General features: G+C 70.5%; 17 protein-coding genes. 10 read left to right on the plus strand and 7 right to left on the minus strand.

What is annotated here, in order from left to right:
* Window positions 1–48 precede the first annotated feature (48 nt).
* Window positions 49–576, plus strand: coding sequence for a DinB family protein (locus tag HD597_RS07160; RefSeq protein WP_253740939.1), 528 nt, complete (start codon window positions 49–51; stop codon window positions 574–576).
* Between the two features lies 1 nt (window position 577).
* On the opposite strand, the gene HD597_RS07165 is transcribed toward HD597_RS07160, so the two are convergent.
* Together HD597_RS07165 and HD597_RS07170 are read right to left on the minus strand one after the other, a co-directional pair.
* Window positions 578–1,390 carry an endonuclease/exonuclease/phosphatase family protein gene (locus HD597_RS07165; protein ID WP_253740940.1) on the minus strand — a complete coding sequence of 271 codons (813 nt, stop codon included), beginning with the start codon at window positions 1,388–1,390 and terminating at the stop codon, window positions 578–580.
* Between the two features lie 39 nt (window positions 1,391–1,429).
* Window positions 1,430–1,825 (minus strand): hypothetical protein, encoded by a 396-nt coding sequence (locus HD597_RS07170; protein ID WP_253740941.1) that lies wholly within the window; start codon window positions 1,823–1,825, stop codon window positions 1,430–1,432.
* 23 nt (window positions 1,826–1,848) lie between these two features.
* Here HD597_RS07170 and HD597_RS07175 point away from each other — a divergent pair, with 23 nt between their 5' ends.
* On the plus strand, window positions 1,849–2,322 hold the full coding sequence (locus HD597_RS07175) for a hypothetical protein (protein WP_253740942.1): 474 nt from the start codon (window positions 1,849–1,851) through the stop codon (window positions 2,320–2,322).
* A 27-nt stretch (window positions 2,323–2,349) separates the two neighbouring features.
* Here the strand turns inward: HD597_RS07175 and HD597_RS07180 are convergent, their stop codons facing one another.
* Window positions 2,350–2,853, minus strand: coding sequence for an alpha/beta hydrolase fold domain-containing protein (locus tag HD597_RS07180; RefSeq protein WP_253740943.1), 504 nt, complete (start codon window positions 2,851–2,853; stop codon window positions 2,350–2,352).
* A 175-nt stretch (window positions 2,854–3,028) separates the two neighbouring features.
* Between HD597_RS07180 and HD597_RS07185 the strand changes: the two genes are divergently transcribed.
* Entirely contained in the window at window positions 3,029–3,658 is a 630-nt protein-coding gene (locus tag HD597_RS07185; protein ID WP_253740944.1) for a TetR/AcrR family transcriptional regulator, read from the plus strand.
* A gap of 405 nt (window positions 3,659–4,063) precedes the next feature.
* On the opposite strand, the gene HD597_RS07190 is transcribed toward HD597_RS07185, so the two are convergent.
* Together HD597_RS07190 and bla are read right to left on the minus strand one after the other, a co-directional pair.
* Complete coding sequence (locus HD597_RS07190; RefSeq protein WP_253740945.1) at window positions 4,064–6,202, minus strand: transglycosylase domain-containing protein; 2,139 nt, start codon at window positions 6,200–6,202, stop codon at window positions 4,064–4,066.
* Window positions 6,202–7,140 carry a class A beta-lactamase gene (bla, locus tag HD597_RS07195; RefSeq protein ID WP_253740946.1) on the minus strand — a complete coding sequence of 313 codons (939 nt, stop codon included), beginning with the start codon at window positions 7,138–7,140 and terminating at the stop codon, window positions 6,202–6,204. Before bla ends, HD597_RS07190 begins: the two co-directional genes overlap by 1 nt.
* Before the next feature lie 234 nt (window positions 7,141–7,374).
* Between bla and HD597_RS07200 the strand changes: the two genes are divergently transcribed.
* From HD597_RS07200 to HD597_RS07225, 6 genes are all read left to right on the plus strand, one after another.
* Window positions 7,375–8,340, plus strand: a complete 966-nt coding sequence (locus HD597_RS07200; RefSeq protein WP_253740947.1) for an alpha/beta fold hydrolase — start codon at window positions 7,375–7,377, stop codon at window positions 8,338–8,340.
* Between the two features lie 9 nt (window positions 8,341–8,349).
* A complete protein-coding gene (locus HD597_RS07205; protein WP_253740948.1) occupies window positions 8,350–8,736 on the plus strand; it encodes a DUF8711 family protein in 387 nt (128 codons plus the stop codon).
* 58 nt (window positions 8,737–8,794) lie between these two features.
* A complete protein-coding gene (locus HD597_RS07210; protein ID WP_253740949.1) occupies window positions 8,795–9,121 on the plus strand; it encodes a YidH family protein in 327 nt (108 codons plus the stop codon).
* Window positions 9,122–9,125: 4 nt separating this feature from the next.
* Entirely contained in the window at window positions 9,126–9,461 is a 336-nt protein-coding gene (locus HD597_RS07215) for a DUF202 domain-containing protein (protein WP_253740950.1), read from the plus strand.
* Window positions 9,462–9,540: 79 nt separating this feature from the next.
* Window positions 9,541–9,819, plus strand: a complete 279-nt coding sequence (locus HD597_RS07220; RefSeq protein ID WP_253740951.1) for a hypothetical protein — start codon at window positions 9,541–9,543, stop codon at window positions 9,817–9,819.
* 125 nt (window positions 9,820–9,944) lie between these two features.
* A complete protein-coding gene (locus HD597_RS07225) occupies window positions 9,945–10,361 on the plus strand; it encodes a hypothetical protein (protein ID WP_253740952.1) in 417 nt (138 codons plus the stop codon).
* Here the strand turns inward: HD597_RS07225 and HD597_RS07230 are convergent.
* The gene (locus tag HD597_RS07230; protein WP_253740953.1) at window positions 10,358–12,202 is read right to left on the minus strand and encodes an ABC transporter ATP-binding protein; all 1,845 of its coding nucleotides are present in this window, start codon (window positions 12,200–12,202) and stop codon (window positions 10,358–10,360) included. The two genes, HD597_RS07225 and HD597_RS07230, sit on opposite strands and share 4 nt — an antisense overlap.
* Window positions 12,199–13,923, minus strand: a complete 1,725-nt coding sequence (locus HD597_RS07235) for an ABC transporter ATP-binding protein (protein ID WP_253740954.1) — start codon at window positions 13,921–13,923, stop codon at window positions 12,199–12,201. The genes HD597_RS07230 and HD597_RS07235 overlap by 4 nt, the downstream gene beginning before the upstream one ends.
* Before the next feature lie 187 nt (window positions 13,924–14,110).
* Here HD597_RS07235 and HD597_RS07240 point away from each other — a divergent pair, with 187 nt between their 5' ends.
* Complete coding sequence (locus tag HD597_RS07240) at window positions 14,111–14,590, plus strand: nucleoside deaminase (protein WP_253740955.1); 480 nt, start codon at window positions 14,111–14,113, stop codon at window positions 14,588–14,590.
* Window positions 14,591–14,603 lie beyond the last annotated feature (13 nt).

Genomic DNA, 14,603 nt, shown 5'->3' on the forward strand with positions numbered 1-14,603 from the left:
TCCGAAAACGGTTTTACGGGCGGGGCCCGGGCGTGCGAGCATCGGCCGATGTCCGGATCGCGATGTGAGCTGCTGCGCTGGCAGTTCGAGTTCACCTGGTCTCTGTTCGAGTATCACCTGGAGCGGCTGGAGCCGGAGGATTTCCTGTGGGAGCCGGCTTCGAGCTGCTGGACCGTGCGGCGTGACGCCGAGGGGGTGTGGGAGCCGGACTGGGCGGAGACCGAGCCCGACCCCGTTCCCGTGCCCACGATCGCCTGGGTGAGCTGGCACATCGGCTGGTGGTGGAGCGTGAGCGTCGATCACGCGCTGGGGCGGGCTCCGCGCGACAGGTCCGAGATCAGGTGGCCGGGTGACGGGGAGAGCGCCGTCGCGTGGCTGCGCGCGCTGCGGGAGGAGTGGCTGGAGGTGCTGGCGGGTCTCGGCGACGCCGAGCTGGACGCCCCGGCCGCGTTCCCCTGGCCGGAGGAGTCCGGGCACACCGTGGCCCACATGGTCGCCTGGGTGAACGCCGAGCTGATGAAGAACGTCACCGAGATCGGGCAGCTTCAGCTGCTGCGGGCCGCCGGTCCGCGCTGAGTCACGGCATCGCCTCGAGGTCCGCCATGAGGCCGAAGTGGTCGCCGGCCCAGACGCCGTCCACCGGGTGGTCGAAGATCTGGCGGCAGTTCAGCAGCCGCAGCGTCGGGCCGTTGCCGTGGCATCGTACGAACAGGTAGTCGATGCGACGGCCCGTCTCCAGCGGCCAGTTCCCGCTTCTCACCAGCGGGTTGACCGGCGTGAACGTGTGGCCGGGCGCGTTCGGGTGCGCCCATCGCCACACGTCGCGGTAGGCCACGCTGATCCCCTCCAGGGATTGCAGCCCGGACCAGAACCGGACGCTCGCGGACTCGGGCGTCGCGTCGAAGTCGCCCGCCACGATCACGTGTCCGATGTCCCGGTTCGCGACGGCCTCCTCGACGAGCCTGGCCGCGCGGACGGCCTGCAGCTCGCGTTCGTGCTCGTGGCCGAGGCGGAAGGACGGCTTGTGGTTGACGAACAGCAGGGGCGCCGGCCGCAGCTCCGGGACCAGCACCTCGGCCAGCCCGACCCATCCCGCGAACTCCGACGGGTCCACGCGGGCGGTGACGTCCAGCCTCGTCTGCCAGGTCTCGCGCAGGGGCCAGCGGCTGGCGATCGAGGCCCGCGTGCCGTCGGCTTCGCCGCCTTCCTGGTGCATGACGTGGTAGCCGGGGCCCAGCAGGTCGACGACCTGGTCGTAGTCGTCCGTGACGACGGATTCCTGCAGGGCGACGAGGTCGGGGTCCAGGTCGCGCAGCCCGTCGATCAGCAGTTGCCTGCGCCTGTTCCAGGAGCCGTGGCGGGCCCAGAGGTTGAGTGTGACGACGCGCATGCCTGCGGCGCTACCCGAGCGATGGGATCAGGAACGGGCTCAGCGGTCGAACCAGCGCCCCGTGGAGGGGACGGCGAGCAGGATGATGGTCGCCGCTGGGACGACGCTCCCGACGAGCGTGCTCAATGAGCCGATGCCGCTGTCGAGCATGGGCAGGGCCAGGACCAGGACGCATGAGGCCGCCGCGATGGCGATGGCCCCCCATCGCACCGACTTCTTGCGGGACGGCCATCGGGCCCACAGCAGCCACAAGAGCGCTGTCACGGCGGCCTGAGCGAGTAGGAGCAGCAGGAGGGCGGGGATGAAGCCGGATGCGAAGACGACGTAGATCATCAAGGCGATGCCCGCGAGGCCGCCGCCCATCTGGAGGGCCATGATGAATCTGGCGATGTGGGCGGTGGCAGACATGTGCTCGACCTGGAGGTTCTGCGTCACCCGATCATTCTGTACGGTGACGGGTGATCAAGGAAGGCGTGGAGGGCTGGAGCTGGAAGGGCGACCGCATGGTTGATGAGGCAGCGCGATCGGAATCCGCCGGCGGGTTCCCGGAGGGGAGTGCCGGGGCCGGGGGTGTGATCTCCGTCCTGACCCGTACCGACCACTACGTCGAGGACTTCGGGCGGATCGTCGAGGCGGGGCGGAGCGCGTACCGCACGATCCAGCCGGATGCCCGGGAGGAGGAGGTGCGTGCCGAGGTGCCGGATGTGAGCAGCGCCCTGTACGAGATCCTCCACGCCAACGCCGACGAAGTGCCGTTCCCCTTCCCCGCCGCCGAGCCGGTCGCCGGGATGGTGTGGTTCCTCCGTACGAGCGAGGCGATGCCCGTCGATCCGCGTGATCACCCCGTGGATCCGTTCGGGGTGGCCGTGGAAGCGGACGAGAGCCTGCTCTACGCGCATCGTTTCGTCTACGCCCCGCCAGGAGCGGATTGAGAGGTCGTACACGGTCCTGTTCCGGCGTCATGATCGGGCCAGGGCCTGCCGGAGGAAGGCGGCGATCTCCGCCGGCGGGCCTGGCCTGCGGCACCACGCCCGGCATGCTGAGGAACGCGTGCGTCGCTCCCGGGTACTCGGTGAGCCGGGCGTCCCGGCCGCCCGCAGGCGTCCGGCGTAGCCGCGGCCGTGATCGGCCACCGGATCGACGGTCGGCACCACCACGAGCGCCGGAGCCGGCCCGCCCAGGTCGCCGGCGTACAGGGGCGACATCGCGCGGGCGTCGGTCCCCGGCGGGACGGCGAGCCGCTGGAAGAGGCGCATCTGCGCCAGGGTGAGAGCCGGGCTGTCGGCGTACCGGCGCATCGAGTCGTGGTCGAATCCGGTCCCTGGCTGTGATCGCGCCTCGCCGCCGGCGACCGTGGGCATCAGAGTGAGCAGGCCCGCCAGGACGACGACGCCCACGGCGACGATCGCGACGAACGCGCCATTGCCGCAGTGGCCAGCAGAAAGCTCAGCATCGAGGCCCACAGCAGCGTCCGCCGGGGCAGCCGGATGCTCAGCGCGGGGCCGTCAGCGCATGCCGGCCTGCCGTCCGTGGTGACAGTCCGACAACGGAAAGCGACTCTAGGACGTCCGGTTCAGACAGTCAATGTCTGCAGACAGTCGCAAGCTCCAGCGTTGAACTTCCTGATATGCTGATCACATGAGCGGGCTACGCGAACGCCAGCGGATCAAGGCCATGCGCGCCATCCAGGAACGCGCCCTCGACCTCTTCGACGAGAGAGGGTTCGCCGCGGTCACGATCGAGGAGATCGCGGCCGCGGCCGAGGTGTCGCCGTCGTCGGTCTACCGCTACTTCGGCACCAAGGAAGGGATCGTGGTCGCCGACGAGTTCGACAGGGTGAGCCCCGAGACGCTCAAGGACTTCCTCGACCCCGGCGATCCCATCGGCAGCCTGCTCCGCGCCGTCCGCGCCTACGAGTCCGGGCCGGAGGGCGCCCACGGGGCCGAGACCACGCGCGAAGGCCCCCAGGTCGAGAAGAGCCCATGGCGCAGAGTTCGTTACTTCTTCGCCGAGCCCTCGGTCCGGACGGCCGTCTGCGCCACCCTGGACCGCGCGAGCCGGCGCATCGCGCCGCTGATCGCGGCGACGGGCGAGCTGACCGAGACGCAGGCTCGCGTGGTCACGAACGCTCTCGTCTTCGGCTACTTCGCCGCACTCGAGCAGTGGTACCTCGACGGTGGCAGCCGCCCTATCGCCGACTACGTCGAGGAGGGCATGCGCCCGCTGGGCGTCATCTGGCCGCCCTCCGGCCACGGATCCGCCGCCTGATCCTGATTCTCCACCGTGCGAGCTAGGGCGGCGCGAGTTCGGGCGGCCATACGCCTACAGCTATCGACCCATGAGCCGGCGCGTGTTGGACGTATCGCCCCTGGTCCTCCTAGCGTTCCTCGGGTGACGGAGCGACGCGCGATGATCAGGGAACTCCATGCCGGCGAGGAGTTCGCTCAGGTCGACGAGCTGTTCGAGCGGATCTGGCGGTTCGAGCCGGACGGCCGGCCGATCAGCGCCGGGCTGATGCGGGCGCTGTCCCATGCGGGCAACTACGTCTCGGGCGCCTTCGACGGCGACCGGATGATCGGGGCGTCGGTGGGCTTCTTCGGGCGGCACTCGGCCCGGCGCCCGACCCTGCACTCGAACACCACGGGCGTGGCGGCGGGACGGGGCCGATCCGCCTTACTCCAGGACGTCCTCGGGGGACAGGGTCACCTCCGGGGTGGCCTCGCCGTCCTCCGGCCCCTTGTCGGGGCGGCAGCTCTCCGAGCAGCCCCCGAAGCGGGCCTCGTCGAGGGCCGTGAACGGCGTGGCGGGCACGCCGCGCAGCGCCGACAGCATCGTGTCGCGCCAGATGGGCCCGGGGATGCTGGCCCCCTGGACGGCCCCGTAGTACCGGCCGCCGATGGTGACGCCCGTCAGCTTGTGCTGCTGGGAGCCGCGCGGGTCGCCCAGGCTGACCGCGCCCGCCAGGTCGGGGGTGAAGCCGGCGAACCAGGCCGAGGCGTAGTCGTCCGTGGTGCCCGTCTTGCCGGCCGCGTCGCGGTCGAGGCCGCCGACGCCGCTCATCGTGCCCTCGGTGAAGACGCCCGACAGGACTTCGGCCGTGGCGTCCGCGATGCCCGGGTCGAGAGCCTGGCGGCATTTCGGGCGGTAGCGGGTCGTCTCGCCGTCGCGGTCGGTGATCTGGGTGATCGCCAGCGGGGCGCAGTACGTGCCGCGGGCCGCGATCGCCGCGTAGGCGGTGGCGACCGTGACGGGGTCGGACTCGTTGATGCCGAGCGTGAACGTCTCGTACTCCTGCAGCTTCTTGCCGTCCGCGCGGCGGATGCCCAGCGACCTGGCCGTCCTGACCGTCTCGCAGAGGCCGACCCGCTCCTCCAGCTCCATGAAGAACGTGTTCACCGAGCCCCACGTGCCGGTCTTGAGGGTCTTCCAGCCGGGGGAGCCCTCGTCGTTGGTGACGGTGTGGGTCGGGTCGCCGATGTTCTGGCCCTTGCAGGTCTTGAACGTCGAGTACGCCGGCGCCCGGTAGCCCGCGCCCGCCGCGATGCCGTCGTCCAGCTTCATGCCCTGCTGCAACGCCGTGATCAGGGTGAACGTCTTGAACGTGGAGCCGGGCTGGAAGCCGATGCCGCCGCCGTGGGCGGTGTCGGCCACGACGTTGTAGGAGATCTCGTTCCTGGCCGCGCTCCTGCCGTAGCGCCGGCTGGCCGCCATGGCCTTGATCGCGCCCGTGCCGGGTTTGATCAGGGCCTGGGCGGCGACCGGGGCGTCCGACGGGTGCACGTACCGCTTGAGCGCCCGGTCGGCCGCCGCCTGCATGGCCGGGTCGAGCGTGGTCGTGATCGTCAGGCCGCCGCGGTTGAGCATCGCGAGCCTGGCCTTGGCTGTGCGGCCGAAGTCCGGGTTGCCGAGGATCTCGTGGCGGACGTAGAGGCAGAAGTACGGGTGCTTGCTGCTCTCGCAGCCGCCCGGGATGCCGGTGCCCTTGTAGCCGAGCTTGGCGGCCTTCGCCTTGGCGGCCTCGGCCGCGGTGATCTTCCCCAGCTCGGCCATCCGGTCCAGGACGACGTTGCGGCGCTTGAGCAGGCGGTCGCGCTGCTGCCTGCCCAGGTTCGGGTCCGTGGCGTTCGGGTCCTGGACGGCGCCGGCCAGCGTGGCGGCCTGGGGGAGGGTGAGGTCGGCCGCGGAGACGCCGAAGAAGCGCCTGGCTGCCGCCTCCACGCCGTACGCGCTGGCGCCGAAGTACGCGATGTTCAGATATTTGGCGAGAATCTCGTCCTTGGTGTACTTCTCCTCGATGTCCATCGCGTACCGCAGCTCGTTGAGCTTGCGCGCGTAGCTCGCCTCGACGGCGGCGTTCCGCTCCTGCTCGGTGTCGGCCGAGTTGAGCAGCACCTGCTTGACGTACTGCTGGGTGATGCTGGACCCGCCCTGGCTCACCTTGCCCGACTGCAGATTCGTGGCCAGCGCGCGCAGCGTGCCCTCGATGTCGATCGCCCCGTGCTCGTAGAAGCGGAAGTCCTCGATCGCCACGATCGCCGTCTTCATCGTCGCGGCGATCTCGTCGAACCCGACGACCTCGCGGTACTCCTCGTAGAAGCGGGCGATCTCCCCGCCCTTGGCGTCCCGCACGATCGTGACCTCCGCCGGCGGCGGCTCGGCCAGGTCGAGCGGCTTGAGGTTGACCTCGCCCGCCGCCGTCACGAAGCCGAGCCCGGCGCCCCCGACCGCCGGGACCGCGATCGCGGCCACCACCAGGCCCGCCGCCGCGCCCGCGGCGGCCAGGCGCACGATGTTCGTCCCCCGACGCGACATCAGAGCCTGCCGAGCCCGCGGGCCAGGATCGTGGCGGTCCTGGCGACGACCGCGTCGTCCGCGGCGGCGACCGTGCGGTGGGTGTAGACGGCCAGGATGATCGGCGCGCCCGACGTGCCGGACGGCCAGACGACGGCGATGTCGTTGGCGCCGCCGATCTCGCCGTTCGTGCCCGTCTTGTCGCCGATCTTCCACGTCCTGGGCAGGCCGGCGCGGATGCGGGCGTCGCCGGTCTTGTTCGCGACCAGCCAGGCGTTGAGCTGCTCGCGGTCCTTGGCCTGCAGCGCGTTGCCGGCCGTGAGCAGGCGCAGGTCACGGGCGATGGCCGCCGGCGTGGTGGTGTCGCGCTTCTCCTTGGCGGTCCAGTCGTTCAGCTCGGTCTCGTAGCGGTCGAGCCGCGAGATCGGGTCCTTGAGCGAGCGGAAGTACTTCGTCAGCCCCGCCGGCCCGCCGATCTGCTTGAGGATCACGTTGGCCGCGGTGTTGTCGCTCTCGGTGATGGTCGCCTCGCAGAGCCTGGCGACGCTCAGGCCGTCCTCGACGTGCTTCTCGGTGGTCGGGGAGTTGGGCTTGAGGTCGGCGGCCGTCCACTTGACGACCTTCTCCATCAGGCCGGGCTCGGAGGTGCGGGCCTTGTGCAGCGCGGCCGCGCACAGCGGCGCCTTGAACGTGGACAGCAGCGGGAAACGCTCGCCCGAGCGGTATCCGACGGTCCTGCCGGTCGCGGTGTCGATGGCGTACGCGCCGATGCGGCCCTTGAAGGACGCCTCCAGCGCGCGCAGCTCCTTCTTCACCTGTGCCGCCGCGTCCGGCGCCGTCACCTGCTGCGTGACCGGAGCCGTGGCCGAGGCCGTGCCCGTGGTGAGCGCGCCGCCCGCCACGAGGCTGAAGGTCAGCGCGGTGGCCTGGAGGGCGGCCCGGGAGCGGAGGTGTCGCATGCGTGGTCCTCGCTGTCGTGCGATGGGTTCGGAGGTGAGGAGCAAAGCAGATGCGATCGCGTCATGTCTAATAGCGATATCGCGAAACGGGCGATATCCGATGTCGTATCGGTGCAGGTCAAAGGCGAGGGGGCAGGGACGCCCGGAGAGCCGATGTTGCCGGAACGGCAACAGGATTCGCCTGTCGCGCGCTTCGCGCCGGATAGTGCCAGGGAACGGAACGGAGGCACGTACATGTCACGGACGCATCGCCTGGTCGAGGTGCCGGGAGGCCGGATCCACGTGGTCGAGCAGGGCAGCGGGCCGCTGGTCCTGCTGGTGCACGGCTTTCCCGAGTCGGGGTACTCCTGGCGCCACCAGTTGCCCGCCCTCGCCGCGGCCGGGTTCCGCGCGGCGGCGATCGACGTGCGCGGCTACGGCCGCTCCTCCGCGCCCGCCCGCGTCGCGGACTACCGGATGCTGGCCCACGTGGCCGACAACGCCGCCGTCGTCCGCGGGCTCGGCGAGCGCTCGGCCGTGATCGTCGGCCACGACTGGGGCGCCTCGATCGCCGCGAACAGCGCGCTGCTGCGGCCCGACGTCTTCCGGGCCGTCGGCCTGCTGAGCGTCCCGTACGCGCCGCGCGGCCCGCACCGCCCCACCGACGGGTTCGCCGCGATGGGCGGCGAGGAGGAGTTCTACGTCGGCTACTTCCAGGCGGAGGGCCGCGCCGAGGCCGAGATCGAGCCGGACGTGCGCGGCTGGCTGGCGGGCTTCTACGCCGCCCTGTCAGGCGACGGGCAGGGCGCCTACTTCGTGCCCAGGGGCGGGCGGCTGCGCGACCGCTTCCCGGAGGGCGCGCTGCCGTCCTGGCTGACGGAGGCCGACCTGGACGTGTACGCGGGCGAGTTCGAGCGGACCGGCCTGACCGGAGCCCTGAACCGCTACCGCAACGTGGACCGCGACTGGGAGGACCTCGCGGCCTGGGACGGCGCGCCGATCACGCAGCCCTCGCTGTTCGTCGGCGGGGCGCTGGACGCCAGCACCACCTGGATGGCCGGCGCCATCGAGGCCTTCCCCCGGACCATGCCCGGCCTGGCCGGCGCCCACCTGCTGGAGGGCTGCGGCCACTGGGTCCAGCAGGAACGGCCCGGGGAGGTCAACCGGCTGGTGATCGATTGGTTGCGCAGAGTGGCCGCAGATGGCCGGGCCCTTGGGTAGGGTCGAGGCATGCGACATGTCAAGAGCCGGTTCCTGCCGCTGGCCCTGTTCGCCGCAGGTGTCCTCGCTGCCGGGTGCAGCGAGGTCAACAGCACGATCGACAAGGCCCAGGCGTGCCTCGAAGCACCCAAGATCATAACTGAGCTCGGCGCCGAGATCAGCAAGCTCACCAACGACCCGCAGGCCATGGACAAGGCCATCGACGACGCGGCCAACAAGCTGAACGGGGTGGCCGACCAGGCCGCCAACACCACGCTCAAGGAGGCCACCGACAGCATGGCCGGCACCTTGACGAGCATCACGGTCCAGGACGCCAACGACGCCGTCGACGCGCTGCAGAAGGTCACCGCGGAAAGCGCGGCCTACGTGGAGAAGGTGGCCCAGGCCTGTAGCTGACCTGCTGGGATAATCCCGGCTTCTCTAGGGGAAATGGGTACGAATTAGCGTTTTTCCCATGGAACCCGATCCGCGTTTCACCTTGGCCAACGAACGCACCTTCCTCACCTGGCTGAGCACGGCGCTGGCGCTCAGTGCGGGTGGGGTGGCCATGGCGGCGGTGCCGTCGGACGTGTTCGTGCCGTGGATCCGTACCGGGCTGGCCATCGTGCTGGTCTCCCTCTCCGCGCTGGCGGCGGGCATGGCCTACCCCCGCTGGCGCAACATCCAGCGCGCGCTGCGTCAGCAGGCGCCGCTCCCGCCGCCCGCGCTCGCGGCCGTCTTCGGCTACGGCGTCGCGGCCGTGGCCGTCGTGGCCCTCGTCCTGATCATCCTGTCCGCGTGACCGCATGACGGCCGAAGAGGAGATCTGGGACCGGGGGCTGCAGAGCGAGCGCACCCGGATGGCCTGGGTCCGCACCGCCGTGGCCCTGGCCACCGGCGGGCTCGGCGCGGCCGGGCTCGCGGTCCGTCACGGCCTGCCCGTGCTCGCCACCGTCGCCTTCGCGATGTCCGCGCTCTGCGGCGGCGTGCTCCTGATCAGGACGGGGCTGCGGTACCGCCGGGTACAGGCCGCCCTGCACGGCGGCAGGCCCCTGGACGCCGGGCTCGACGCGCTGTTCGCCTGGCTCGGCACGTTGGGCGTGGTCGCGGGGGCCTTCACCTTTGTCTTCACCATTCGGTAAGCCTGGTTGCGGATTTATCCGGAGGAGGCGGACACTCGAAATCGGGGGTGACCGCAAGGTGGAAGAAGAACTGAGAAACGTGCCATTCGAGTGCCGCGGCTGCTGGCACGTCTGGCAGGAGGACTACGTCGTCAGGCGGAGCGAGGACGATCACGGCAACGAGGGTGAGGTCTGGCTGTCCGCCGGGCTGCGCGTCCCACCGCCGTCGGGCGCCATCTGCCCGCAGTGCGGCAGTGAGCAGGCGACCACGTTCCCGGACGGGTACCTGTCACGCCATCCGGAGCTGATCCCGCCGGTCGGGCCCGCCGTGCCCGACGCGACGCCGCTGTTGAGCCCCGTGCCGAAGCCGCTGTACTGACTACGCAATCTGACAACCGGTAAGGCTTTGATGGCCGCCGGTGTCAGAAGCCCGTCTTGAAGGGATTTCGTAGCCGGGCGGACACTCACGGTGACACGGCGACCGACAAGCCGGGGGTGGTCCGAGTGCCTGGGTCCGAGACCTGTGAGACGTGGCCCTTCGAATGCCTGCGCTGCCTGCACGCCTGGACAGAGGAGTTCGTTCACCTCTGCGACGCCTACGGCAACGGGGGCGACATCTGGCTCAGCTCGGGAGTTCCCGTGCCGCCGCCCTGGTCGGGGGCCTGCTGCCCGGCCTGCGGCGCGTACCGGGTGACCTGGTACCCCTCCGGGCGTCCGGCCCGCCACCGCGAGCCCGGCCCTGAGCCCGAACCCGAGCCGGCGCTCGCGCCGGCGGAGCCGCCGGACAGGGCGTCCGCTCCGTTTCCTGAGCGGACGCCCCTGCCCGGCAGGCTCCTGATCGCGCTGGGCGTGCCGCTGGCCCTGTTCGTCGGCTACGAGCTGTACGCCGGCGCCGTGGCCGCGGCACATCCCCAGCCCTAGGAGCTGAGGCTCTCCAGCCACGCCCGGTGCAGCCCGGCGAAGCGGCCCGCGGCGGCGATGAGCTGCTCCGGCGGCCCGTCCTCGACGATCCGGCCGCGCTCCATCACCAGCACCCGGTCGGCGATCTCCACCGTCGACAGCCGGTGCGCGATGATCAGCGCCGTGCGCTCGGCCAGGATCGTGCGCAGCGCCCGCTGCACCAGCCGCTCACTCGGCACGTCGAGGCTGGAGGTGGCCTCGTCGAGGATCAGCACGGCCGGATCCGCGAGGAACGCCCGGGCGAACGCGACGAGCTGCCGCTGCCCGGCCGACATCCGGCCGCCGTGCTTGCCCACCTCGGTGTCGTAGCCCTGGGGCAGGCCGGAGATGAACTCGTGCGCGCCGATGGCCTTGGCCGCCTCGCGTACCTGCCGGTCGGTGGCGTCAGGCTTGCCGAACCGGATGTTGTCCGCGACCGTGCCGTCGAACAGGAAGTTCTCCTGGGTCACCATGACGACGGCCTGGCGCAGCGTCGGCTCGTCGAGCCGGCGCAGGTCCACGCCGTCGAGCAGCACCCGCCCGTCCGTCGGGTCGTAGAAGCGGGAGATGAGCTTGGCCAGCGTCGTCTTGCCCGCGCCCGTCGCGCCGACCAGCGCCACGCTCTGCCCCGCCGGGATCGTCAGGTCCAGGCGGGGCAGGATCGGCATCTCCTTGACGTAGGCGAACTCGACGCCGTCGAAGCGCACCTTGCCCCGCGCCCTGCCCTGCGGCAGCGCCACGGGCTCGCGCGGCTCGGGCACGGAGGGCTCCTCCTCCAGCACGCCCGACAGCTTCTCCAGCGCCGCGCCGGCCGACTGCAGCGTGTTGTAGAACTGGCTGATCTCCTGCATCGGCTCGTAGAACGAGCGCAGGTACAGCATGAAGCCGGCCAGCACGCCGGGGGAGACCTCGCCCCTCAGGGCCAGGTAGCCGCCGTAGAGCAGCACCGCGCCGATCGTCATGTTGCCGATCAGCTTGACGCCGGTCATGAACGTCGCGCCGAGGATCATGCTGCGCGCGTTCGCGTCGCGGTAGTCGTCGTTGAGCTGCTCGAAGATCTCCTGGTTGCGCGGCTCCCTGCGGAAGGCCTGCACCGCGCGGATGCCGATCATCGACTCCACGAAGTGAACGATCACCAAGGCGACCGTCTCGCGTGTGCGCCGGTAGACCGCGGCCGACTGCCGCTGGAACCATTTGGTGAACAGCAGCAGCAGCGGGATCGGGATCAGCGCCACCAGGCCGAGGTGCACGTCCAGCACCAGCAGCAGCACCGCCGTGCCCACCAGCGTCAGCACGGCCTTGACCAGTGCGTCGAACCCCGACTGCACCAGCTCGGCGATGGCCTCGATGTCGGAGGTCAGCCGGGAGATCACCCGGCCCGAGGTGTACTGCTCGTGGAAGCTCAGCGACAGCCGCTGGAAGTGGTCGAACACCCTCCTGCGCAGCGTCAGCAGGATGCTCTGGCCCACCGCGCCCATCAGGCGCAGGAACGCCTGCCGGGTGAGCGCCTGCGTGACCGCCGCGGCCAGGATCACCCCGACCACCGTCACCAGGATCCCGGAGCCGGAGCCGTTCGTGATCGGCGGGATGCCCGAGTCGATGCCCACCGAGACCAGGTAGGGGATCGACAGCCCGGCCGCGTTGGAGACCACGATGATCAGTACGAGCAGCGCGATCCGCTTCTTGTACGGCCGCAGCAGGTCGCCGAGCAGCCGCCGCGAACGCGCCCGCAGCAGCACGGACACCTTCTCCGACAGCTCCTCCTGGTCCTCGGAGGCGACGCCGCGCCAGGAACCGCTCTTCTCCTGGACCGTCGTGGTCATCGAAGCGCTCCTTCCGCCGCGTCGTCGAAGTCGGCGTCCTGCGCCAGCAGCTCCCGGTACTCGGGCACCCGCGCCAGCAGCTCGCGATGCTGCCCGACGTGCGTGATCGTGCCGTCGCGCAGCAGCGCCACCTTGTCGGCCAGCAGCACGGTGGAGGCGCGATGGGCGACCACGATGCCGGTCGCGTCGCGCAGCACGTGCCGCAGCGCCTCCTCCACCAGGGCCTCGGTCTCGGCGTCGAGCGCCGACAGCGTGTCGTCGAGCACGAGGATGCGCGGCTTGCTCAGCACCGCCCTGGCCAGCGCGAGCCGCTGCCGCTGCCCACCGGACAGGGACAGGCCCTGCTCGCCGATGCGGGTGTCGAGACCCCACGGCAGGTCGTGCACGAACATGGCCTGCGCGGTCCGGATGGCCTGCGCCAGCTCCTCCTCGGTGGCGTCGGGCCGGCCGAGCATGAGGTTCTCGCGCACGCTCATCGAGAACAGCGTGGGCTCCTCGAACGCGGTGGCCACCACCGAGCGCAGGGTCTTCAGATCGAGGTCGCGCACGTCGTGCCCGTCGATCGTGACCCGGCCGGAGGTGGGGTCGATCAGGCGGGGCACCAGCGCGGTCAGCGTCGTCTTGCCCGCCCCGGTCGGGCCCACCACGGCGACCGTCTCGCCCGGCCGGACCTCCAGCCAGACGTCCTTCAGCACCGGCTCCTCGGAGTCGGCGAAGCGGAAGCCGACCCCCTCGAAGCGCAGGTGGCCGCGCGGCTCCTCGATCGTGCCGGTGCCGCCCTCGATGGCCGGGACGGTGTCCATGACCTCCATGAGCCGGTCGGCGGAGGTCATCGCCTCCTGCGCCATGACCAGGAGGTAGCCCAGGCTCGCCACGGGCCACACGAGCTGCAGCATCAGCGTGGTGAAGGCGATCAGCGCGCCCAGGGTCAGGGTGCCGGAGCCGACCGCCAGCGCGCCGATCAGCAGCACCAGGGCCAGCGTGATGTTGGGGACGATCTCCAGGAAGGAGAAGAACTTGGCCGACAGGCGCACCTTGTCCATCGAGGAGCCGTAGACCTTGAGCGCCGCGTCGTCGTACTGGTCGTAGACGTGGTGGCGGCGGCCGAACGCCTTGATCGTGCGGATGCCGGTCGCGGACTCCTCGACGAGCGTGGCGAGGTCGCCCTGCTCGTCCTGGACCTGACGGGAGATCTTGATGTAGCGCTTCTCGAAGCGCTGCGACGTCCACACGATCGGCACCACCGAGGCCAGCACCAGCAGGCCGAGCGGCCAGTACATGTTCAGCAGCAGCACGGTGACCGTGATGACCTGCAGCACGTTCATGACCAGGAACAGGGCGCCGAAGCCGAGGAAGCGGCGGATCGTCGACAGGTCCGTGGTGGCCCGCGATAAGAGCTGCCCGGACTGCCAGTCTCCGTGGAAGCCCATGGGCAGGCGTTGCAGGTGCTCGTACAGATCGTCGCGGACCGCGGTCTCCAGGCCGAGCACCGGTTTGACCTGGATGTAGCGCCGGAAGAGGATCAGCAGCGCCTCGAGCGTGCCGACGCCGATCGCGAGCAGCCCGAGGGGCAGCAGCGCGCCGGAGTCGCCGTGTTCGACGGGGCCGTCGATCACGGTCTTGATGATGAGGGGGAAGACGATGACGAGAGCGACACCGACGAGTGCGGTCAGCCAGATGACGATCAGTCTGGCGACGTACGGGCGGAGATACGGCTTCATCCGCCACAGGGAGTTGGAAGACAGCAGGGGACGGCGAGGTTTCTGCGTATCGGGAGGCATCCCTTCTAGGCTAATACGTGGGATCAACCGATTTTCTGTGGCCCCAAGGTCGGATTTCTGTACATGACGTGCGGAAACATGAATGTTCATGCACTTTCGGCGGGCCGATACCTGTGTTGGAGTTGTCATGATCGAGCCATCTGAGCTGCCGTACCTGCGGCGCTGTGTCGAGCTGGCCACCCGGGCGCTGGAGGTGGGCGACGAGCCTTTCGGCTCGGTGCTGGTCTCCGGGGACGGGGCGGTGCTGGCCGAGGACCACAACCGGGTGGCCTCCGGAGACCGCACCCGGCACCCGGAGTTCGCCCTGGCCCGCTGGTCCGCCGAGCACCTGACGCCCGCGGAGCGGGCCGCCGCCACCGTCTACACCTCCGGCGAGCACTGCCCCATGTGCGCCGCCGCGCACGCCTGGGTGGGGCTCGGGCGCATCGTGTACGTCGCCTCCTCGGCCCAGCTCGCCGGCTGGCTGGCCGAGCTCGGGGTGCCCGCGCCGCCCGTGCGCACGCTGCCGGTCGGTGAGATCGCGCCAGGAGTGATCGTGGACGGGCCCGTGCCGGAGCTGGCCGGGGAAGTGCGCGAGCTGCACCGCCGCTTTTACACTGCCGTTTGACCTGCTGTTTGTA

The sequence above is a fragment of the Nonomuraea thailandensis genome, from assembly GCF_024172165.1.
In the GTDB taxonomy this organism is placed as follows: Bacteria; Actinomycetota; Actinomycetes; order Streptosporangiales; family Streptosporangiaceae; genus Nonomuraea; species Nonomuraea thailandensis.